Source organism: Eubacterium ramulus ATCC 29099, assembly GCF_000469345.1.
Classification (GTDB): Bacteria; Bacillota; Clostridia; order Lachnospirales; family Lachnospiraceae; genus Eubacterium_I; species Eubacterium_I ramulus.
Genome location: NZ_KI271158.1, coordinates 21,817 through 44,142 on the forward strand (window position 1 = coordinate 21,817; position 22,326 = coordinate 44,142).

The 22,326-nt window shown below is 37.5% G+C and carries 22 protein-coding genes, 1 pseudogene and 1 riboswitch; of the genes and pseudogenes, 3 read left to right on the forward strand and 20 right to left on the reverse strand.

Annotation, left to right across the window (positions count from 1 at the left end; all coding sequences use genetic code 11):
* Positions 1 to 359: 359 nt before the first annotated feature.
* Positions 360 to 515, reverse strand: coding sequence for a hypothetical protein (locus HMPREF0373_RS11365; protein ID WP_154301445.1), 156 nt, complete (start codon positions 513 to 515; stop codon positions 360 to 362).
* Between the two features lie 216 nt (positions 516 to 731).
* Here HMPREF0373_RS11365 and HMPREF0373_RS16805 point away from each other — a divergent pair, with 216 nt between their 5' ends.
* Together HMPREF0373_RS16805 and HMPREF0373_RS11370 are read left to right on the forward strand one after the other, a co-directional pair.
* Entirely contained in the window at positions 732 to 908 is a 177-nt protein-coding gene (locus tag HMPREF0373_RS16805; RefSeq protein WP_021739864.1) for a hypothetical protein, read from the forward strand.
* Between the two features lie 114 nt (positions 909 to 1,022).
* Positions 1,023 to 2,783 (forward strand): diguanylate cyclase domain-containing protein, encoded by a 1,761-nt coding sequence (locus tag HMPREF0373_RS11370; protein WP_081695265.1) that lies wholly within the window; start codon positions 1,023 to 1,025, stop codon positions 2,781 to 2,783.
* Between the two features lie 112 nt (positions 2,784 to 2,895).
* Here the strand turns inward: HMPREF0373_RS11370 and HMPREF0373_RS11375 are convergent, their stop codons facing one another.
* The 7 genes and pseudogenes from HMPREF0373_RS11375 to HMPREF0373_RS11400 form a co-directional block, all read right to left on the reverse strand.
* The gene (locus tag HMPREF0373_RS11375) at positions 2,896 to 5,682 is read right to left on the reverse strand and encodes a hybrid sensor histidine kinase/response regulator (protein WP_021739866.1); all 2,787 of its coding nucleotides are present in this window, start codon (positions 5,680 to 5,682) and stop codon (positions 2,896 to 2,898) included.
* Positions 5,683 to 5,694: 12 nt separating this feature from the next.
* The gene (locus HMPREF0373_RS17655) at positions 5,695 to 6,102 is read right to left on the reverse strand and encodes a hypothetical protein (RefSeq protein WP_021739867.1); all 408 of its coding nucleotides are present in this window, start codon (positions 6,100 to 6,102) and stop codon (positions 5,695 to 5,697) included.
* A 233-nt stretch (positions 6,103 to 6,335) separates the two neighbouring features.
* Positions 6,336 to 6,426, reverse strand: a riboswitch (cyclic di-GMP riboswitch).
* A gap of 41 nt (positions 6,427 to 6,467) precedes the next feature.
* Positions 6,468 to 6,803 (reverse strand): annotated as a pseudogene (locus HMPREF0373_RS17365) (ParB N-terminal domain-containing protein); the annotation flags it as partial.
* A gap of 58 nt (positions 6,804 to 6,861) precedes the next feature.
* A complete protein-coding gene (locus HMPREF0373_RS11385) occupies positions 6,862 to 8,115 on the reverse strand; it encodes an ATP-binding protein (protein ID WP_021739870.1) in 1,254 nt (417 codons plus the stop codon).
* Between the two features lie 247 nt (positions 8,116 to 8,362).
* Positions 8,363 to 8,698, reverse strand: coding sequence for a DUF3784 domain-containing protein (locus tag HMPREF0373_RS11390; protein ID WP_021739871.1), 336 nt, complete (start codon positions 8,696 to 8,698; stop codon positions 8,363 to 8,365).
* Between the two features lie 29 nt (positions 8,699 to 8,727).
* Positions 8,728 to 8,913 carry a DUF6440 family protein gene (locus tag HMPREF0373_RS11395; RefSeq protein WP_005342831.1) on the reverse strand — a complete coding sequence of 62 codons (186 nt, stop codon included), beginning with the start codon at positions 8,911 to 8,913 and terminating at the stop codon, positions 8,728 to 8,730.
* 75 nt (positions 8,914 to 8,988) lie between these two features.
* Positions 8,989 to 9,600, reverse strand: coding sequence for a class I SAM-dependent methyltransferase (locus HMPREF0373_RS11400; protein ID WP_021739872.1), 612 nt, complete (start codon positions 9,598 to 9,600; stop codon positions 8,989 to 8,991).
* Between the two features lie 130 nt (positions 9,601 to 9,730).
* On the opposite strand from HMPREF0373_RS11400, the gene HMPREF0373_RS17800 reads away from it, so the two are divergent.
* The gene (locus HMPREF0373_RS17800; protein WP_081695263.1) at positions 9,731 to 10,030 is read left to right on the forward strand and encodes a helix-turn-helix transcriptional regulator; all 300 of its coding nucleotides are present in this window, start codon (positions 9,731 to 9,733) and stop codon (positions 10,028 to 10,030) included.
* Positions 10,031 to 10,093: 63 nt separating this feature from the next.
* On the opposite strand, the gene HMPREF0373_RS17370 is transcribed toward HMPREF0373_RS17800, so the two are convergent.
* The 12 genes from HMPREF0373_RS17370 to HMPREF0373_RS11455 all read right to left on the reverse strand — a co-directional run bounded on the left by HMPREF0373_RS17370 (position 10,094) and on the right by HMPREF0373_RS11455 (position 22,201).
* On the reverse strand, positions 10,094 to 10,282 hold the full coding sequence (locus HMPREF0373_RS17370) for a DUF6040 family protein (protein WP_278244323.1): 189 nt from the start codon (positions 10,280 to 10,282) through the stop codon (positions 10,094 to 10,096).
* Positions 10,272 to 12,701 carry an ABC transporter permease gene (locus tag HMPREF0373_RS11405; RefSeq protein WP_021739874.1) on the reverse strand — a complete coding sequence of 810 codons (2,430 nt, stop codon included), beginning with the start codon at positions 12,699 to 12,701 and terminating at the stop codon, positions 10,272 to 10,274. The genes HMPREF0373_RS17370 and HMPREF0373_RS11405 overlap by 11 nt, the downstream gene beginning before the upstream one ends.
* Positions 12,698 to 13,372, reverse strand: a complete 675-nt coding sequence (locus tag HMPREF0373_RS11410) for an ABC transporter ATP-binding protein (RefSeq protein WP_015520995.1) — start codon at positions 13,370 to 13,372, stop codon at positions 12,698 to 12,700. The genes HMPREF0373_RS11405 and HMPREF0373_RS11410 overlap by 4 nt, the downstream gene beginning before the upstream one ends.
* 177 nt (positions 13,373 to 13,549) lie before the next feature.
* Positions 13,550 to 14,815: a sensor histidine kinase gene (locus HMPREF0373_RS11415; RefSeq protein WP_021739875.1), complete on the reverse strand. Its 1,266-nt coding sequence runs from the start codon at positions 14,813 to 14,815 to the stop codon at positions 13,550 to 13,552.
* Positions 14,791 to 15,480: a response regulator transcription factor gene (locus tag HMPREF0373_RS11420; RefSeq protein WP_021739876.1), complete on the reverse strand. Its 690-nt coding sequence runs from the start codon at positions 15,478 to 15,480 to the stop codon at positions 14,791 to 14,793. The genes HMPREF0373_RS11415 and HMPREF0373_RS11420 overlap by 25 nt, the downstream gene beginning before the upstream one ends.
* 103 nt (positions 15,481 to 15,583) lie before the next feature.
* Positions 15,584 to 15,892: a type II toxin-antitoxin system RelB/DinJ family antitoxin gene (locus HMPREF0373_RS11425; protein ID WP_044964146.1), complete on the reverse strand. Its 309-nt coding sequence runs from the start codon at positions 15,890 to 15,892 to the stop codon at positions 15,584 to 15,586.
* 277 nt (positions 15,893 to 16,169) lie between these two features.
* Positions 16,170 to 17,318, reverse strand: coding sequence for an SLC13 family permease (locus tag HMPREF0373_RS11430; RefSeq protein ID WP_044964148.1), 1,149 nt, complete (start codon positions 17,316 to 17,318; stop codon positions 16,170 to 16,172).
* 211 nt (positions 17,319 to 17,529) lie between these two features.
* Positions 17,530 to 17,766 (reverse strand): hypothetical protein, encoded by a 237-nt coding sequence (locus tag HMPREF0373_RS11435; protein ID WP_044964151.1) that lies wholly within the window; start codon positions 17,764 to 17,766, stop codon positions 17,530 to 17,532.
* On the reverse strand, positions 17,735 to 18,037 hold the full coding sequence (locus tag HMPREF0373_RS11440) for a hypothetical protein (RefSeq protein WP_044964154.1): 303 nt from the start codon (positions 18,035 to 18,037) through the stop codon (positions 17,735 to 17,737). Before HMPREF0373_RS11440 ends, HMPREF0373_RS11435 begins: the two co-directional genes overlap by 32 nt.
* Before the next feature lie 856 nt (positions 18,038 to 18,893).
* A complete protein-coding gene (locus tag HMPREF0373_RS11445; RefSeq protein WP_021739882.1) occupies positions 18,894 to 20,249 on the reverse strand; it encodes a hypothetical protein in 1,356 nt (451 codons plus the stop codon).
* Between the two features lie 19 nt (positions 20,250 to 20,268).
* A complete protein-coding gene (locus HMPREF0373_RS11450) occupies positions 20,269 to 21,267 on the reverse strand; it encodes a PDDEXK nuclease domain-containing protein (protein ID WP_021739883.1) in 999 nt (332 codons plus the stop codon).
* A 106-nt stretch (positions 21,268 to 21,373) separates the two neighbouring features.
* Complete coding sequence (locus HMPREF0373_RS11455) at positions 21,374 to 22,201, reverse strand: AAA family ATPase (RefSeq protein ID WP_021739884.1); 828 nt, start codon at positions 22,199 to 22,201, stop codon at positions 21,374 to 21,376.
* Positions 22,202 to 22,326 lie beyond the last annotated feature (125 nt).

A 22,326-nucleotide genomic window follows, 5' to 3' on the forward strand; every position in this document is an offset into this window, starting at 1 on the left:
TGAAACTCATTCTGATATGCGTCTTTCATTTTTTCTGTTCTTTTTCTGATAAATATTTGGATGTGTTCTTTATACCAAGCTTATTACTGAATGCTTAACATCAAACAATTGTTTAAATAATAGCTTCATAACTTTTCACCGCTCTCTCCAACAGACATAATATGTTCTTTATAAGTACCATAATACCATGCCATTACACCTTAAAAAACATGTAAATCGAAGAATTAACCCATCTTATTTCACAGATTATGATAAAACATAGATTTCCGGCTATAAGTCTCTACTTGTTCACAAAAAAATATAAAAAAGACCATCTACTACTTGTTTACGGTAAATGATCTTTTCATTGCAATATTTAATTAAATATCATACTGAGCCGCTTGTCGTCCCTGCGAACTTGAAATAACCCAGTAACGTAAAATCTGGATAATACCACCTGAATAGTAAGCAGCTGCAACCTGTGGCACAATATCTTTCCGGAGTTTTACCGCATCTATTCTGTGTAGTTTCTCCAAAAAGGAAATTTGGATTTCCTCTGCAAGAATATTTTTGAGAGATGTCAATTATTTTACATTTGCTATTTAATTGTACGTTGCTTTTTTGCTCCATATACTTATCCTGATAAATTAGAAGACAAATGTCAAATAAATACGATATCTCGGTTAAAAAGCCAACAATACTGCAGAGTAATCTATAGATATAGATATCGAAATTGACAGTGGGAGGAAGACATGAAAAAATTTTACAGTGGTGTAATCAAATATCGCTATGTGATTATGGTGTTGTTTCTGATAGCTACATTGTTTTGTGGTTACAGCAGAAACCTGATAAAAGTGGACTATGATATGAATGATTATCTTCCAGAAACGTCGCCGTCTACAGTATCGATATACATTCTTCTGTCATAGATGTATAAAGATTTTGCACAGTTCTTTTTTTTCATAAAACTTATTCTGTTTTTCAACTTCTGTGATATAATGCTTTATTATAAAAATTCCCATGGACAAAATGAGGTGAACCAAGTGAAAAAGAAAACACTTGTGCCTCTTATCACTTTTTTACTGGGCATATGCCTTATTAGTTTGATTGTATACAAAACAGACACCCACGAAAAAGAGCAGAGACACATAACAGCACAATTAAACGTAACCACCTATGGCGAACAAATAAAGAATGAAATTACAAATGGAATTGAGATCACAGATACCTTGAAGCAAATCTTAATAAGTGAAGATGGCGAAATCCATCAGTTTGAAACAATTGCAGGAAATCTTATGTCTGATTCTATTGAAAGTGTACAGCTCGCTCCTAATGGTGTTGTTACAGATATTTATCCGGCAAATGAAAATGAGGCAGGTAAGATTGATTTGATCCATGATAAAGACCGTGGAAAAATTTCCTGTTACGCAAGAGACAACCATACAATCATTACGCAGGGCCCCTTCAAATTAAACCAGGGAGGATATGGAATTGCAGTCCGCAATCCCGTATACCTGAAAGATAAAAACGGACATGAGTATTTCTGGGGATTTACTATTGTTATCCTGCGTGTTCCGGATATTTTTTCAGATTCAATCAGTGCACTTTCAAATTTTGGATACGAATACAAAATTTCAAAAACAGACGCTCCATGGAGTGATACTTATAAAGTGGTTTATCAATCAGATGGGCAAATAAATCATCCTGTTTCTTATACTTTTTCAATAGGCGATGAAAACTGGAAATTTGAAGTAAGTCCTAAAAGTGGATGGAGAAACGCCACACTACTGATAATCATCATCGGAATGTTCCTTACAATAACCCTTCTCCTGTCAGTTCTTACCAGAGTATGGTTAGTAGCAAAAGAACATAAGAAAAAGTTTCAGATACTGGCGCACACAGATTCTCTTACAAATATTTATAACCGCTATGGATTTGATGAATTTGCAGAAAAAATGATTCAAAAAAATCCAAAAGCACATTTTGTGGCCGCGCTCTTTGATATCGATGATTTCAAGTTTATTAATGATATCTATGGACATAATTACGGAGACAGGGCATTAAAAAATCTTGCAGACAGCATGAAGGCTTTTTTCCCATCCGATGCATTACTAGGAAGAAATGGTGGTGATGAATTCTGCATTCTTTTACCAAATTGTACCTTTAAAGAAGCAGATGTACAGCTACAGCAATTTACCAAACTTCCTAAATCATTCTCATACCATGGTAAGGAACATGTATTTTATATTTCTCTAGGATATGCAGAATATCCAACTTTTGCATCCAATCGTTCACAGCTCATGCGCTGCGCAGATGCAGCTCTTTATGAGATAAAGCTTCATGGTAAAAATGGATGTATGGCCTACAGGGAAGGTCTTCGGTCAGGTGCCCGCAAACAACTTGGATTCGCATTCAAGGATATCGCGGAACATCTTCCAGGTGCATTCGTTATATACAGAGCTGACAAAGAAGATGATGAACTATTTTTTGCAAATGATGAATTTCTTCATATGTCTGGATATAAAGATATAGATGAACTGTTCAGACTTACTAAGAAAAGTTTTCGCAACTTGATTCGTGAAGATGAACAGCAACAGATAGAATCAAGTATCTGGGAACAGATTGACAATGGTAATGAAAATGACTATGTTCACTTTCATCTTCGAAAAGCTGACGGAACTTATTTTTCTGTTCTTGATCATGGAAGAATTGTAGAGAGCCCGCAATACGGGAAAGTATTTTATGTATTGTTCATGGATTGGGAAGATATGCATATTCGTTACAATGATAAATTCGCAAGATAAAATATTGCAAAAAACAGAGCGTATAACAACTTTATATGCTCTGTCTTTTTATTCCTACAAATCTTCGTGCAGTTTTACATCGCTATTATCTGCCATGCATCCAGGAAAGCAATTACAGCCAGTTTTCCAGAACATCATTCAGCTTATTCATATCCAGCGGTTTCGCGATATGTCCATTCATGCCTGTATTTTTGGCCAACTGTACATCTTCTGCAAAAGCATTGGCAGTCATGGCAACAATAGGCAGTTTTCCCTTTTCACCCGGAAGGCTCCTGATTGCTGCAGTTGCCTCATAACCATTCATGACAGGCATTTGGATATCCATAAAAACAAGATCATACAATCCTTCCGGAGAAGCTTCCACTTTTTCAACTGCGATTTTTCCATTTTCTGCTGTTTCCACTTCTGCCCCTGTCATCTGCAAAAATTCACCAGCAATTTCTCTGTTCAACTCATTATCCTCAACCAGCAGAATCCTTTTTCCTGTGTAGTCTGATTCTGACAACTTCTCCAGATAATTTCTTGCTGTTTTTTCTTTTCTGCCTGAGGTAAACTGCCGTAGTGTTGCTGTCAGCCGGGAACGGAACAGCGGTTTTGCAATAAAAGCATCTATGCCCGCCGCCTTTGCTTCTTCTTCAATCTCGCTGAATTCATAAGATGTCAATACAATGATGGTGATCTCTTTTCCTATCCGTTTCCGGATCTGTCTGGCAGTCTCTATACCATCCATATCCGGCATCTTCCAGTCTAAAATAACAGCAAAGTAATCATCTTTCAACTCATGCCGTGCATAACAGCGCTCAACCGCTTCCCTGCCAGAGAGAACCCATTCACCCATAATACCGATTTCCTTCAGTGTGGCAACTGTACTTTCACAGCATGTCTTATCATCATCCACTACCAGAACCGGCAGATTCATCAGATTTTTGTCCTGTTCTTTTTCTTTTTCCTGAAGCTCCAGATAAATTGTTACCGTAATTCTGGTTCCCTTATGTAAGGTACTGTCCACTTTAATATTACCATTCATCAGGTTCACAATATTTCTGCTGATTGCCATTCCAAGACCGGTTCCCTGGACTCTGGTTGTCCGGTGGTCATCTGCACGGCTGAAAGGATCAAACATGATTTTCTGGAATTCCGGTGACATACCGATTCCATTATCCTCAATCGTAAATTCATAGCATCCAAGTTCTGAAAATCCATTGGGCTTTTCCTCTATCGAAAAAGTAATATTTCCACCATCCGGTGTATACTTGATCGCATTACTCATCAGATTCACAAATACCTGCTGAATCCTCAAGCTGTCACCACAGACAGCCTCATGTTCAATATGATTGATGTGTATATCAAAATTATGTTTATGTTCATCAAGCACCGGTTTCGTAAGTGTAATAAGATTATCTACCAGATCTGACAGATTGAAATCTTCCTGTGCCAGCGTCATTTTTCCGCTTTCGATACGTGCCATATCCAGCACTTCATTGATCAGTCCCAGCAGATGACGGCTTGATTCTGTAATCTTGCTGAGACATTCAATCACTCTGTCCTGACTCTCAATATTTGCTCCTGCGATTGCCGTCAGACCCACAATGGCATTCATTGGTGTCCGGATATCATGGGACATATTGGAAAGGAATTCCGTTTTCGCACGATTTGCATTTTCTGCGGACCGGTAAGCCTCTTTCAGTGCCTGACGGGATTCAATCTCTGCTTTCTTCTCCTGTGTCACATCCATGGATGCCAGCAATACCTTTTCCAGCTTTCCATTCTTCCATTCCAAGGGAATATAAGAAGCGATTTTATAAGTCTTTTCATCCAGGCTGCAATACTCAAACTTATAAATATCATTTTCACTTTTCAGTTTTTTCCGAATATTATCCGGAGCTATCAGGATATCTATAGCTTCCAATGGTTCCAGTGTCTTATATTTTTCAAGAACCTGCATCTGAAAATCATGATAAAATCCCAGAGGTTTATATATCATCTGTCCATTCAGATTGTAGAATTCATATCTGTCATTTTCCAGATCACAGACAACAAAGCGGTCAACCAGACGCACAATACTCTGAATCAGCTGCTCCATGGAAGCATTATCCGCTGCCATCTGCAGATGCCGTGTGCTCTCTACCTTTGCCTCTGTGATATCACGCAGAAAGATCATGGCATATTCTGAATCCTCTATTTCGCCACGTATAACCACATTGCGGACCCATCGTTCTTCTCCATTCAGAGTGATACGGCACTCTAAAGCCAATTCGGTTTCCAGCCCCTTCAGCCTTTCTGCAATATAACCACGGTCGTAAAAAGAGGATACCGCCTTCTTATCTGTCTCCACAACATAGGAATCCACAAAATGCCGGATCAATTCATCCCACGTATGACTCTGTTCAAAGACGGTCATCAGGGACGGTTCAACCTTAAAGGTATCAAAAGTATTCGCTTCCAGATTCACATAATACTCGCACAAATCTGCTTTCGTAAAAGCCCGGTGAAAAGCAGCAGATTTTTGTGCCTGCATGATTTCTTTTTTCTCCCCATCAATGTTAATAAAAATCCCGGCAATCCTGCTGGCAGAACCATCCAGACGGCGTATTACTTCTGCCGATGCCCGAAACCACTGGTATTGATTATCCTTCATTCTCATACGATACTCTACCTGGTATTTTATCTGGTTCGTCTTATCCTTAATTGCTGCCTGAAGTTGCACCATTACTCTTTCTTTATCCTGTGGATGCAGAAGATCTGACCAGGATTCCAGTTTATTCGGAAAGTCCAGAGTGTCATGATAGCCAAGCATTTTTCGGAATTCATGACTCCAGTTTGCATTCACAATCTCACTGTTTTCGTCACAGTCAAAATACCAGAAGCCGGAATAGATAGCCTCATTGAGCAGTGTCAAATTTACATGATCTCAGTTGACCTGTACGGACATAACCCAGATCTGTCTGCCCGCCTCATCTGTCGCATCCTCTTTACAAAGCCGTACATTTTTCACTGTACCGTCTGCTGCAAGGATCTGTGCTTCCCCTGTTCCGTGAAGCTGCAAAAAACGGTCTCGCTCCAGTATATCTTCCTCGTCATAAAAGAAGTTTCTCAACGAGCCTTTTGTCTGTTCCATGAAAGTGTCAAATGTATACCCTGTACTATGCAACAGCAGATTATTCACAGACAAAATAGACAGGTTTTGGTCATAAGATCCTGTCATTATACCTACCCCGCCATTATTTTCCAGTGTTTTCTGTACGGCCTGTGACATGGCCTGTGTCTGCCCCGTTACAGTCTCACCTAAGGAATATATTTTGTCTTCATAAATTTTCATTTTATAAAAATCCTCTCTCCGTCTTATGCCTTTTTCATCTTGCTTTTATCTGTATACAAAAAACCTGTCCCTGCTAGTTTTGTTACCCATTTTTGCATACAAAAAGGACACTTGCCAAAATCTGCCAGTGTCCCTACTATATTTTTTTAAAATCACACATCTATATAGTATAAAAGGTATCGGAAATTCTTTTGTTCAAACATCTTTTCCATATATTATGATGATATGGAAACAGTGGCAACCGGCTGACATGGTCAAACTTTCTGACTTTAGTCCCTTCTGGCTTTGCGACCCTGCTTTTCAACAGGTTTGCCTTTAAAATAATCTCTTTTTTCAAAAAAACATACCACGTGGTTTTCCTCTCGTCAATAATTTTTTTTGAAATCTACACATATTTTACTTCTATTTTTGCGGATATTCGATCTGTGCCAGGCACAGCTGTACCCCCGCCGCCTTTGCTTCCTCTGCCAGGTTTCCAGATCAGCAAAGAATTCTGTATCATGGATCTGTGGATTCAGATTCTTCCTGTTATAAAAGGAATCTTCCAACAGTGTCGCATTGCGCCGTCTGTCTTCATCTATGCTTAAAATGGAATCATCTTCACTTAATACCCGGATAATCACCGGTACTTTTCGGTATCCCAGTTTCTCCGCGGCATGTTTTCTTCTGTGGCCGGATATGATCTCATAGTATCCATCCGGTACCGGTCTGACAAACTATCTATAATTACTTTTCGTTGGCAATATCCCAGCAATATTTCTAAAACTCCAAACTATCCGCATTAAGCAGAAAATACTTCATTCCCATGATTACAAAGCCTTCCTCATTTCTCCAAGGCTTTTTTGTTCCGTTTACTACCACGATCTTTTTAAATGAATCAGGGATATTTCTAAATGAATTAAATTCCTGCTTCTGCTTTTCCTCAGAGGTCATATCATAAGCCACCTGAATATAATATCTCTGACTACCCTGATTGACCACAAAATCAACTTCAAACTGCTTTCGAGTTGTTTTTCCTTCATCATTTTTCGCATACGCCTCTACAATACCAACATCCACATTATAACCTCTGATAAGCAGCTCATTGTAAACAATATTTTCCATGATATGAGTAGGTTCCTGCTGTCTAAAATTCAATCTTGCATTTCTAAGTCCCACATCTGAAAAATAGTATTTCAGATTTGCTCCCACATATTTTCTACCTTTAATATCATATCTGTCAGCTTTAGAAATCAAAAATGCCTCCACAAGATAATCTATATGGTTGGATATGGTCTTATTGCTGTAATTGATGCCTCGTTCACTTTTAAACGTATTTGATATTTTAGTTGGGTTAGTAGGAGCTCCTATCGCAGAAGCAAGGATATCTACTAAAGTATCAATCTCATCAACATTTCGCAGCTTGTTTCGTTCTACAACATCCTTAATATAAACATTTGTGAAAATGTTTTTTAGATACTCAGCCTTTTGGCGTTCCACAGAAAACTGTAGCACCTGTGGTAAACCACCATATATCATATATTCCTCCCAAGCATCATCATAATCTCCATCGAAAGCCGCATAGAACTCTGCGAAGGACAACGGATATATTCTTATCTCATCTCCTCTGCCTCTAAATTCAGTTACAATATCGCTGGATAAAAACTTAGAGTTACTTCCAGTCACATATACATCAATATTGCTGATTCGAAGCAGGCTATTCAGCACTTCCTCAAATCGTGACATAAATTGTACTTCGTCCAAAAGCAGATAATATTTCTGGTCATCTTTCATTGCATCTTTAATATGCTGGTAACACTTCTTTGGATCTCTCAGCTCCTCATTTTCAATGCCATCCAAAGCAATCTCAATGATATGGTCATTATCTACACCACTCTCCAATAAATATTTCTTAAACAATACAAATAACAGGAATGATTTCCCACATCTCCTGATTCCCGTGATAATCTTTATCATCCCATTATCTTTTCTTATCTTTAACTGTTCAAGGTATGCATCTCTTTTAATCTCCATGAGTTCAACTCCTTGTTTTTGTAAAATTACACATTTTTTAGTAATTGAATTATATCATCTAGGATTTATTTAATCAATATCCATTACTATTTTATGTGTATTTTCACATTTCTATGCAGTTGATAACCAATTAACTATCTTTTCATAGAAAAGCAGGTAGTCTTTGATACTTGTTACATACATGACCACCTGCCGTTTATCTATTCTGACATTTTTTCTGTAAATCATCCGTCCGTCAAACTTGAATTTACTTTAATAAATATTTTTCAAACGCTTTATGATTATCAAAGTGGACTTCTCTAAAAAACAGAACTAACCAAATAATATAGGTTGGTATAGCTATATATGGGGTTAAAAAGCAGGATAATAATGCTCCTGCCAACATTATAATAGCCCACATAAAGCACTGATTTCTTATATCACGAGAGATATGAGCTTTATTATACAATGCCTGTTCTTCTTTAGAAAATGAATTAAATCCTGAAACAAATTTTGCTGCTTTTTCCTTAAAAATCGCAAATAACACACCTATAATCAGAAATGGTATTACCAAAATTATACACGACCAAAATCCTATATTCATAATACATACCTCCGCTTCAAACTCCGATTTTACTTTGTAACTATGACTTTTCCTTCTGAATCCAGAAGAGGTGTAATAGCCGCTCCATATCCAGATTTCCAACAAAGATAGTTAACCCCAGTCTCCTTATCTACAAGGATTTGGCGAACTCCTTCATCCTTAAGCTGACTTCCGTCTCTAAATGTAACTTCAAATCTTTCTTCTTTCTTTGCCATGTTTATTTCTCCTTTTTTCAAGCGTTAAATTCAGATTTTTCGTTCTCTGCGACTTCCCAATAAACGGGAAATTGGCTATTTCGTTGCAACAATACTTATCCAATGATTTTTTGTATTTGAATACGTTTTTATCTCTGTAAAACCTGCTTCTTTCAAAGCAGCAATGAGTTGATCAGATGTGTAAATCTTCATACCATCAATCAACTTTGTCCATTTTTCATCTGCGTCATTCGTTCCGTCAGATTCGTTACAAATCAGGAATGTCCCTCCGTTTTTCAGAACTCGATTTACCTCAAAAAAACATTTTTTCAATCCCGGCCAGAAGTAAACTGTCTCAAAAGCAGAAACATAATCAAAAACCGCATCAGGAAAAGGAATAGCAGATACATCACCTTGAACCACGCAACATTTTCCTTGTTTAATGGCGGCGGCGTTCAGTTTTTGAGATTCTGCCACACTGACCCTCGAATAATCCATTCCTGTCACATGTCCATTTCCGCATTTACCCAACCAGGCTACAATATTTGCACCGCCTCCGCAACCAACATCCAGTACCGCAGCGTCCGGATTCACTGAGATATTTGAGAATCCCCATTGTGATAACTTGGCGTGACCGATGTTCATCATCTTCGTCATCAATTTTCCGCCGAAGCCTTGTGGCTTACGAGTATTTTCAAAGAAGTTCATTGCATTATTCCTCCTCTTTAAATTTCGAGTTGTCTCTATCTTTATCTTTTAATTATACACAGGATTTGAATCTTTTTCTACTTATCTATAATCAAAAAATCCTCTCGAAAAATCCTCTTCCTTATCTTTTATAGAACAACATTATCCGGAAAATATTACTCTTTCTAATATTGCTGAAATTGTAAATATCAGTGAAAGAGAAAATCTTCGTTGTTTCAAAAAAATCACAGGAGAATCTCCTATCCAATATCTGTTAAAATACAGATTGATCCGAAGTGCATCTGTACTAACGGAATACCCGGATAAAAACATTTCTATTGTGGCAGAGGAATGTGGTTTTGATTCGCCCGCATACTATACAAAAAAATTCAAAGAATTTTATCTTTGTAGCCCAAGAGAATACAGGCAAGTTCATCAAGCTGTATTTTAAACATATAAAAAATTGAGAAAACGACAGTTTACATCATCGTTTTCTCAATATCCTATTTATTCCCTAATAATGTCCCCGTTCTTTCACATAACATCTGATTTCGATATAAACCATATGTACCAGTAGCAACAACATAATGAGATCTATAGGAATAACTGATTTTATCCATTCCCCAAAGTAAATTGCAATAGCTGTACTCGTTATCGCCACTATGATACTGAGGATATACCAGCAATACTTGCTATCCCTGATACCTTATTCTTTCTACCAGCGTTTCCTTTTTCAGATTACTGCTTAAAACACAGGAAAGCACAATTTGTAGAATACCAACCAGAAGAATCATAACAAGAATCGGGATAAGAGGAACGTGATAAACGTTCATTCCAAAAATCCCATTATGCTTCGCATAGGAAAACAGTGCATAGCCAAGGGGCAGACCGGCAGCAAGTGCGACGCAGATGGTGCCAACCGTAAAAATCAAGCCCTGTATTTGTAAGCTCAGATTCAACTGCTTATTGGTCATGCCTACCGCTTGCAGCACACCGTATTCCTGCTTCTTCGTGGTGATATTGATGATCATGGTGTTTGCCAGATTCATAAACCCAATGAGACCGACAATTGCCATGAACAGATAGCAGCCAAGCTTCATCATACGGCTTGCGTATTCTGCGGTTTGCAATTCTGCGTGATAGGTGTTCAGCTTGATATGAGAAGTATCGGAGAGCAGGTCATTCAGGCTTTGCTCTACAGATGCCACATCTTTTTTAGCACAATCCACCCACAGGTATCCATAAGATGTCCCTTTTGGATTTACAGAGCGGTATACTTCTTCCGGAATGACCAGATAAGTGTCCGCGTTTACAAAGGAGCCTGCGATTTTTCCATGATAGGTATAGGTTCCGCTTCCGTTATCAAAGTTGAATGTAATCGGTGCACCCGCAGAATACCCGTCAGTTTCCATCCACATGGACCAGCCAAAGAAAACATCCCCGTTTTTGACAGCCTGTGCATAGTCCATGGAACCGATATCGCCATCCCCGCGCATCATTTCAAAATCCTCTTGATTTACGATTGCAACCGGAAATTTTGTTCCGTTCAAATCTGCAGAGACGATTTCTCTCGTCAGTACATCCGTTACACCGGGGATGGATTTGATTTCTTTAATCAAAGAATCATTCAGTGGGTTGTTCTGTAGGATTGTGTCCAGATTATTCTCCGAATAGGCTTCATCATAATTCTGGGAATAATCCAGCTGCAACTCAAATTGTCCATGGTTGATTGCAATCCGCGCCTCGTGCTCCGTGTCAATATTCCCAACATAATTAGAGATAATTACAAACAATACACAGGAAAGCCCCATGGTAAGAATCGTAGCAATGGTTCTTTTCGGATTGCCTGTCACATTTGCCATTGCCATGGAGAAAACGGTGACATCTTTTCTGCCTTTTCGTCTGCCCTGTTTTTGCGTTTTGGAGCCGTCAAGATACCGTGTCGCTTCGATGGGTGAAATCCGGGAAACAATTTTCATGGGTTTGCGCAGAGCCAAAACGACCGTAAGAAATGATACAAAAATGCAGATGAGCATAATTGTCAGTGAAAACAGAGGCACCTGATGGTTCTTGATTCCGGACGATACCAGATTTCCCTGCTCCACCAGCCAGTTGAAGCTGACTTTTGCAATCAGGAAACCAAACAGCAGCCCCAGCGGTATCGAAGGAACCGTCAGAAGAATGCCCTCACGAAAGATCAACTGCTTCATCTGCTTTCTGGTTGCACCCAGCGCCTTGATTTTTCCGTACTCCTGAACCTTCTGGGCGATCCCGACCTGGAAGATATTATAAATGACCACAACGGAAAACAGCACGATTCCGAGGATCAGGGTTCCACAAACCACAATCATTTCATAGCTCGGCTGCAATACCCACTGCAGGTAGAGGTCATTGATGATCACGTTTTTCTGGTCAATGCCGCAGGAATCCGCGATTTCTTTTATAACAGGCGCAACATTATTCATAGATACATTTGCAGAATCGCTCAAGGTAAAATAGATATTATATTGCCTGTCACCCTCCGCAACACGCTCATTACAAAAATCCTGCGAACCGAATACAACATAGGAAGCCTCGATGGTATATTCATTCCGGTCATATAAAATCCCGCTGACAGTAAATTCCACCGGTGCGTATTCCGACTGCATGCCGGAACGGTACTCCAATGTTACGGTGTCTCCGACCTTTACATCATGGTATCCCACTGCATCAAAGAAAGCGCGTCCTGCGGCAATTTCCTGCGCCTTTTCCGGATAGGTACCTTCCTTCAACACATATTCCTGATTATAGGGAAGCATTTTCCTGACCGTTTCATCCGCACTGACAAAGCCGCCATTTTCATTTCCTTTCAGGATGCCCTCCGTACACATGATGCCGATATCAGATATCTCAGCTCTGCGTTCCACTTCCTTTAACTGCGAGGCATCTGCTGCGACAAACAGACCATAATTGCTTCCATATGAGCCTGCCGCCTGACTTTTCTGCAAACGTATCATTCCATTTCCCACAGTACTGATAATCACAAGCAGCATCGTAGTCAGACATATGGACATCATAATCAGTATACTTCTTGTCTTGTTCTTTTTGTCATTGCTATATGCAATCCTGCTTATTGTCTTCATCTGAAATCCACCACCTGTCCGTCCTCAATCACCAGAATACGGTCAGCGACCTGTGCAATTTCGTCATCATGGGTAATCATTACAATTGTCTGTCCATATTTTTTTGCTGTCATCTTAAGCAGGGCGATCACCTCATCACTGGTCTTGGAATCAAGATTTCCTGTCGGCTCATCTGCAAATATAATTTCCGGACGATTCACCAGTGCTCTTGCAATTGCTACTCTCTGCTGCTGTCCTCCGGATAACTGATTTGGCAGATTGTAAATCCTCTTTTCAATCCCCAGAGTTGCAATAATATCATTTACATACGCTTCATCCACTTTTCTTCCATCCAGCCCCAGTGGCAGTACAATATTTTCCCAGACATTAACAGATGAAACCAGATTAAATGCCTGAAAAACAAATCCGATTTTTCTTCTGCGGAAAACAGCAAGGGCATCTTCCTTCATCCTGTATAAATCTTTTCCTGCTAAAGTAACACTGCCTTTTGTTGGGGTGTCAAGCCCTCCAAGCATATGAAGTAATGTACTTTTGCCGGAACCTGACTTTCCAACAATTGCGACAAATTCTCCCTGTTCAATCTGAATGTCCACCTGATTGACCGCTTTGACCTGATTCTCACCTGCGCCATAAAACTTACAAAGCTGCTTGGTTTCTAATATTACACTCAATGTGCTACCTCCTTTTCAATTCTGTAAAACGTACCTTTTCAACACGCTTTCTTTGCCTGTTTATATATTTGGTCATTTTTCAACCTACATCCAAATTGTATCAGGATAATCTTTCATTTCACTTTCAAAAACGAGCAGAAGTCTTACAGAATTGTAAGATTTCTGCTCATTTAAAATTTAACTAACATATGGTAATTGAATCACAAACGTGCTTCCTTTTTTCTTTTTGCCGGAGGTTACCGTAATCGTACCTGCGTGTTTTTCGATAATTTCTCTCGATAGAAAAAGTCCGATTCCTGTACCACTCTTTTCCATGACCTCCCTGGAACTTCCTCTGTAAAATCGTTGAAAAATTTTGTGATACTCATTCTGCGGAATACCAATTCCCTGGTCCTCAATTTCCATTCTTACAAGATCGTTTCTTTTTTGTAACCGGATAAATATTTTTGAACCACACGGACTGTACTTGACCGCATTATCCAGAACGTTGATCACAGCTTCACCAAGCCACCTTTTATCCTGCATAATCGTGCATGTTTCCAGCTCTTTTTCATAGTCAAAAACGAATTCAATTTCTTTCTCATCCGCTTTAGGATAAGTGCGGTTCACAGCAGATATGACAGTATCCATAAGCGGAAGTTTTTTCTTATTCATCTGAATCAGTCCAGTTTCCATCTTGGATATTTCAAGAAGCGACTGCAATAATGTCTCCAGTCCATCCAGAGCACTCCGACAACGGATACGAAACTCCTCCTGTTCTGTGGCACTTAAGTCATTCTGCATCAGCACACTAAAACATGTATCCAAAGCTGCAACCGGTGTCTTTAACTGGTGAGAAATATCAGAAACCATTTCTTTCGTGTTCTCCTTTTCTGCCCTTGCTTCTTCCTTTATCAACTGAATATGATGTCCGATTGCTTCAAGCTGGTCATTCAATTTTTCCAGTTCTGCGTAATTTTCCGTTTTCAGTAAATCATCAAATTTATTTTCACGGAATCTGATCAGAATTTCTTCCAACTGGTCTAATATTTTCTGATGACACGCATCTTCTTTTTTCTTCCAATAAAGTAAAAAAGTCAAAAGAAGCGCGCATATCACAGTGCTTACAGCACCGGTCACCATAACCTGATGCCGGAATTGCGAATAAAATGCATTTCCTTTATTCCCCCAGTATCCATATTGCTCCAATAATCGCCTTCCCTGTTCGTTAGTTTCAATATCCTTATCCTTAAGCAATTCCGAAACAGCATCCAGCCCGGAAAATTCTTCCTTTGCAGCAATCTCTGTCATAAGATTCATTTTATATTTGTAATCTTCATAAAACACATACGTGGTAAAGCAATTTAATATTGCAAACAATAATATGACAGGTAATACCAACGACAAGGCTGATGTGAGTTTCCTGTGATATCTTTTTGTCACTGCCTTACCTCCTGATTCCATATATATCCAAGTCCTCTGATATTCTTTATATAGACCGGTGCAGCCGGATTGTCTTCAATTTTCTCACGGAGTCTTCTGATATTGACAGCGATTGTATTTTCATCCACAAAATCCCCTTCCAGATCAAACACATTTTCCAATATTTGTGTTTTTGAAAGAATCTGTTTTGGATTCTGAAGAAAAAAAGTCAGCATTTTCAACTCCGTTTTTGTCAGACTGATTTCACGACTCTTTATCAAAACTTTCATTTCTCCTGTGATAAATACGATATCTCCCGAAATCATCTTTCCGGCTTCCGTTTTCTCCTGTCTGCGGCGGAAATGTGCTTCTATTTTCAAAAGAAGTACCGAAAGACTAAACGGCTTTGTAATATAATCATCTGCCCCTGCTTCATATCCCATAACCTGATCCATCTCCTGATCTAGTGCCGTAAGGCAGATAATGTATGTATTTTGACTGCATCTCATCCACCTTACAAATTCCAGTCCATTCCCATCCGGAAGATTCACATCACAAATGGTAACATCCACATTATGATCACTTGCAATTCTTTTCGCTTTTTCCATTGATTCTGCTGAAAAAACCTCATATCCGGATTTTTTCAGTGAGAATGTAATTCCACGATTTAAATTTTCATCATCTTCAACCACGAGTATACCTGGCATAGCATATGCACCTCTCTTTATTAACTATATATATCAGCTGGGAGATATCTGAAAATATTTTTTAAATCTCTTTTGGCCCCGGCTGTATACATCACTTTATATTTCATATACCAAATTTCTGCTTCATTTCTGCTTCAACTTCATCCGCTGAATACACTCTGCCAGCCCTAATATCTTCCATGCCTTTTTCTATTTCTGCATTGAACTGTTCCTTTGTCAGAGAGCCATATGCAACAGGCTCCTCATAAGCTGGAAGTTTTATTTCAAAAGGAATTCCTCTCTGGAGTACAATCTGTCTCAGAAACATTCCTACCGCATTGGACATTGGAATTCCAAGTCTATCAAGCACCTGCTCTGCCTGTTCTTTCACTTCAGGCTCAACACGTGCAAATACATTTGCTGTTCTTGCCATAGATATCGCCTCCTTTTTTTCTTCATTATATTTTGCTTGATTGCAAATTGCAAGCGGTTCGCAATCTTTTCTTATCATTCATACGCTGGCAGGCGGCAGACGGCAGATAGGTTATCTATAAAATCTGTATTTGCTTCAATGACTCTGCCACCCATCATTCTTTTAATCGAATACTATTTCCCTGCTCTTTTGCTTTTTCTTCCAGGATGGGAGAGTGCCGCGGAGAATTTTTTGCGAAGAAAGAATTGCTATAGCTTTTGTAATTCCGGGAAAACCTTTATCTAAGAAAAAAATACAATATTAACATGAATATCATGAATATAATATTGGAGGCTGTGAATATTCCCAAATACTTCCCTCTCAGATTCCTGTTTTCTTTTGCAATATATTTGAAACTTATCAGGCTTGCCATGGATGCAATCAGAGTGCCGAGACCTCCAATATTGGTTCCGACAATTAAAGCCCGATAATTATCTGTAAAGCCGGATAAAAGAAGCGCAGCGGGAACATTGCTCATAATCTGACTGGCAAGAACAGCAGTAAGTGTTTCCCTTCCTGCCATGATTCTTTCCAGAAAACTGCTGAATTGCGGAATCCTTCCAAGGTTGCCGATAAAAATAAATAATGCGATAAAGGTGGCAAGCAGGGAGTAATCCACCCTGCTTATATTTTCCCTGTTTCTTAGCAGCATATATATAAGAACCAATACAAGAGGAATCTGGTATGGAATGATACGTGCAACAGTGAGCAGGCAGATTGTAAATAAGATCAGGTAAGCGGCCAGGTATTCCATGTTAAGTTCTTTTCTGTCAGAGAATCCCAAAAGAGTTTTATCTTTTTCGGAACCGCATACGTGAGGTGCTTTGGCAGCGGCTACCTGTATCCATATCAGAAGAAGGATAAGTGCTGTGGCGGAATAGGGAAGCATCAGGGTTATTAATTCTGCCGCGGACATCCCTGCTCTGGCATATAGATAAAGGTTCTGCGGATTTCCGATTGGTGTGAGCATACTTCCGAGATTAGCAGCGATTGTCTGCATGGCTACTATTTTAAGAAGCCAGTAATTGCCCAGTTCCTTTGGCAGTTTATGCACAATGATCAGTGCAAGAGGAACAAAAGTAATCAATGCCACATCATTGGTGATCACCATTGACAGGAAGAAACATAAGAGTACCAACAGCCTGATCACACCCACAGTTCCCGATGTTCCCATCAGCAATTTTTTGGCGAGTATATCAAAAACACCAACAGCCTTCAAACCAGCTACAATTGCCATCAAACAGAAGAGGAGCCCGAGAGTCCTGAAATCGATATAAGTAAAATAAGCCTTATCCGGTCTGACCCAGAACATAGAAAGAAGCGCCAGGATCACTGCAATTGACAAAACGGTTTCTTTCCTGAAAAAAACATATGATTTTTGTAACATAATATTTCCTTTCCGGTCTGATACGACCGCGTATAAGTATATCACAGAAACATCCAGAAAAAAAAGAATATCATTTTGTATTGTGGATTTCCAGTTTTATCAACTCTTTTTAAATGATGGGGACGATGCCAGTAGAATAGATTTTTTTTATCATCATTGGTAGCCAACATGGCTACCATTTCACCACATATAACAATCAAACTCTTTCTCTCTATTTTTTCTCCAAGGATTTAGCCAAGGTAGATAAAAGTGCTGCCATTTCCGGATTGGAAAGAACCTTGACTAATAATTCCGCATCAACATCCGTTGGAAGTTCAACAGTCTTGCCGGCAGCATGGGCATGCATACTCGGATTCAGATCTTTTTTCTCGTAAAAAGCTTCTTCAAAGAGCTCTGCATTCTTCCTGCGGTCGTCATCAATAATATGAGAATACACATCCGTACCCATTCTTTTTTTCCTCCCGTTTTCTCTGTCTTTCTTTGCGTTTGCTTTCTTTTTCCAAAAGTTCTATGATTTCTTCTTTCATCTGTTCTGTGCTGTAATACTTTGGAAAGTATTTATACATCTGAGAATTCTTAAAAATCACTCTACTCATATCCGTCTTCTTGATCTCGTTTAAAATTTCGTTGATCTTCTGCGGACTCAGCTGCTTTTCCTGACTCAGTGCTTCCAACAGACCTTCCTGTGTCTTTCGTCTCTTCCCGGTTTTACGCTTCATAGCTTCATTCTTCATGGAATAAGCAAATGCTTTCTCACTGAACAGAATCTTTTCCCTTTTTCAGCTATTCATTTGCAATAAAAAAACTCATCCACAAGACCATAAACAGATCTGTGAATGAGTATTTTCATTCAAAAATTTATATAGAGTTACAAAAGCAACGATTTCTGCTAAGAAAATGCCGGTTTTGACTGTAATTTACTCTACTTAACGCTAACCGTATCGGCGAAAACAATGTCGTCGCCATAATCTCTTAGAAAAAATTATTTTTTTATTTTAGAAATGGGCCCGTTTTTGTTGGAAAATCAGCTTTGCCTATTTCACCCATTCGTTTGCAATTCCGCTGAAAAAGGAAGCGTTTTTCATACGTTTCCAATAAAAAACGGAATGATTTCGCGATTTCTGCTAATCATTCCGCAACGTCCTGTGCGGGAATCGAACCCACATCTAGTGCTTAGGAGCTCGAATTCACCTTGGAAACATATATAATTCTGAGTTAATCCAAGTCAAGGAAAGCCTTGAGTTTTCTAACTATTCTGTAATTCCATGTCAAAATAAGAAAACGTAAAATCATCTGAGAAAAACGGTTTTCGCTGTCAAATCGCTGACATTGTCACCCTGAGGGTTCAACCATTCCGTTCCAGCGGATTCATATATATGGCTATCATTCCAACTACAGCATAGCAGTAATGATAACACTGTTTTCTTATTAGATTATCTATATTATAGAGTGTATGGGGTCGGATGTCGATGGTTTTTTGACCATAATTTGCTCGCATTTTAATAAAGACGGTCTTTATTGCTATTTCCAAAAGTATACTGCTCTATTGGTATTTACTATTAAAAGTAGTATCATCTATTCATATTCCCTAATAAATACATTAAAATAATGCTTATACTCTAATGGAATAATATCATTCCACCAATTAATTCTGCATTGAATATGATTGAAATATTTTAACTTCAATATAAATATATTGAAGTTTGAGCTGACATGAAAGAAAATATTGGAATTGTTTCCTTTCAAAAATATTATTGAAAAATTATCATTTAATTCTTCTATATAATATTCCATTACATTTATACTATAGATAAAATTGATCGTGTTTTGATTCATATCTGCTAAATCTATCAATGCTGGAACATCCACAAATGAAGGCTCCTTATCAATTATTGATTTGTAATGATTTCTATCGGTAAATGTTATAGGAATATATCTAAACCAATTAACGAAAACATCTCTACTTGCAAATCTAAATGCCCTTTTATTATCTATATCAATCGCTAAATACAGTACTGCCTTTCCCGCATCATAATTATCATCAACAAATAATATTTTACTATTTCTAAAAGCATCTTCGATTTCTTCCTTAGTATTTGCATCCTTAATTTCGTACTTACAACGATTACTCACATAAGCCGAAGCACTTAACAATTCATCAACGCAATCCATATCCATCTGATATGATACATATTCCTCTATTTCTTTGAGATTAAGTGGTTTTAACAGACTCTCTGTTACCCAATTTTTAAAATCTTTCCATTCAAAATCTTTAAAGACTTCCAGATGAAGTATTCTGAATATTTTAGATATACTATTTTCATCAAGATTAGCTAAATTAATATTATTATTTTCAATATACTTAATTACTTTGAAAAATCGATAATTTGCATTATACTTATCTGGTTTTTTTTCAATTATATGAAGATATTTTCCATCTAACAGCGCCAATTCATATAAATTAATATTCATGGCATTTATCGCTATAGTTCTCATAACATCTACAGCACATTTATTTTCCTCTATATTACTATTTTTAAAAAGAAATAGCAATTCGCCAAATCTATACTTATTTATATATGTTCCTGTCGAAATATAATAGCTTCTCAACTTAACATATTCATCGTGATCTATTTCTTCTAAATACTTTAGTTCACAAAACACTGCAAACGATTCCTGCACATTAATTGTCGATTTATAAATTCTCTCATATAATTGATCTAGTTTTCTTTTTGTTTTTTCGTCATTTTCGAGTTTAACAATATTTGTAATCAAAAAATCAAGCATTCCCAAAGTTGTACTCGAAGCCAATTCTTGATGTCCAAGTTCGTGCAAAGTAGATGCTTCTACACTACGCATAGTATTATTTTTATTTATATCTATATGCACTCCAAGCCAGTCAAATTCTCCATATAATGCATCATCTTCCATAAAACACCTTCCTATAATGTCAAACCTCTTCTCCCTCAATCATCGGTATATTCACCAACTCTTGCAATTTTTTCTGCAATACCTTCTTATCCGGTAATTGTAATTTATATTCAGAAACCAACATTGGCGACATTGTTCTGCTCATTGCATATTCAACAACTTCATCGTTCTTTGTTGCACATAACAATAATCCTACACTTGGATTTTCATTTTCTTTCTTTACTTGTCTATCCAATGCTTCTAGATAGAAATCCAGCTTAGAAACATATTCTGGTTTAAATTTGCCTATTTTCAATTCGATTGCTACTAAACACTGTAATCCACGATGAAAAAAGAGTAAATCTATTCTAAAGTCATCTCCACCAACCTGAACCTTATATTCCTCATCAATAAATGTAAAATCTTTACCTAACTCTAGAATAAAATCTTTCATATTCTTGATTAGGGCTTTTCTCAAATCATTTTCATGATATTCATTTGGCAGATCCAAAAATTCCATTACATATGAATCTAAAAAGGGATTTTCCCCCAATCTTTTTACGCTTTCTGGCAATAACGTATCTTTTGATAACATATATCTTTCATAATATCCGCTATCCATCTGGCGCTGTAATTGTCTTTTGGAGTATTTTTCTTTAATACATAGCCGAATATAAAACTCTCTTTCTTCATCGCTCTTGCATCCTGACATAATTAACAGATGGTTTGTCCAACTAATTTGTGTCACCAGTGGTGTCACAACCTCATTTTCAGCATAAGTTTCATAAAATTGTTTCATTCTATACAAGCCTCGTCTATTGAATCCCTTTATTCCCGGAAATTCTTCCTGTATCTCGTTTGCAATAGAATCAATATATGAATCACCAAATGTTGACTTTTGAGCTTCCCTATGCAAATACTCACCCACTTGCCAGTACATGCTTATTAATTCTTCATTCACTTTCTTAAAAGCATTTTCTCTTGCTGTATTAATGATATTTATCAAGTTATCTGCCAAACTAATTTCATTTTTTCCCATATTCCACCTTTCTTATTTGTGACACCACTGGTGACACAAATACAAATGCTTAATCCGTAAATACAAAATTTCAAATCCATCTGCTTGCACTCAGCTTTGAATTGGTTTATTTACATATTTTTCTTATTTCAATTAATGATTTAGTATCTTTAATTAATTTTCGTATCTCGCGTGCATTTTCAAGTTTTGATGACTGCTGTAAAAGTCTCTGTCTAATATCTTCTGATATTATTCCTTCCGTATCCAGTAATTCAAGTTCCTTATTAGCTATTGCTGTTTTTGCCTCTATCGATAAGTCTTCAAATCTTATAACACCATCAAATCTATTAAAAATAGGATTTCCCAATTTTTCTTTTATCTCATCCTTTGATTTATAATTAGACGTACAAATAATTATTGCATGTCTTACATCAACTCTGTAATTCTGATCTTCATATATTCCCACATCAAATAACTGATAAAAAGCACTATGGAATACAGCATAGGCTTTATCAAATTCATCAAGCAGAATGACATTAGAATCTCTTGCAATCAAATCTTTAGCAAAACTCTTTTCATTATACTTTCCACCAAACAAATAGTTTGCAAATTCATTATTCTGATACATCGAAAACTGTTTTCTCAATATCTTTCCTCCAATTTGCTCTGTAAGAAACTGTGCCGTTTCTGTTTTACCAATACCTGAATTTCCGTAAAACAAAAGAACAACTGGTTTATATTGTGCATTATTCATAATAGGAAAAATTGATTTCAATATCTGTTCTTTTACCTTTTGTTGATCTATAACTCTTTTATCAAATTCAGAATTAATCCTTCTAATTGTTTCTTCAGTAACCATATTGTAGTTCTGATGAATCTCTTTTATTATATTCTCTTCTCCAAATGCCCTATTTATTTGCTCCTGCAAATGAATAGGCGGATTTTGAATATACATATTAACTACTTAAACTTCCCACACCAATAAGGTGTGCTGAACCTTGAAAATTCAATATTTCAGCCAATAAAAAAAGGCATAAATACAATCCTTTGGTATAATGGAATTGTCCAGAAACATTAAAC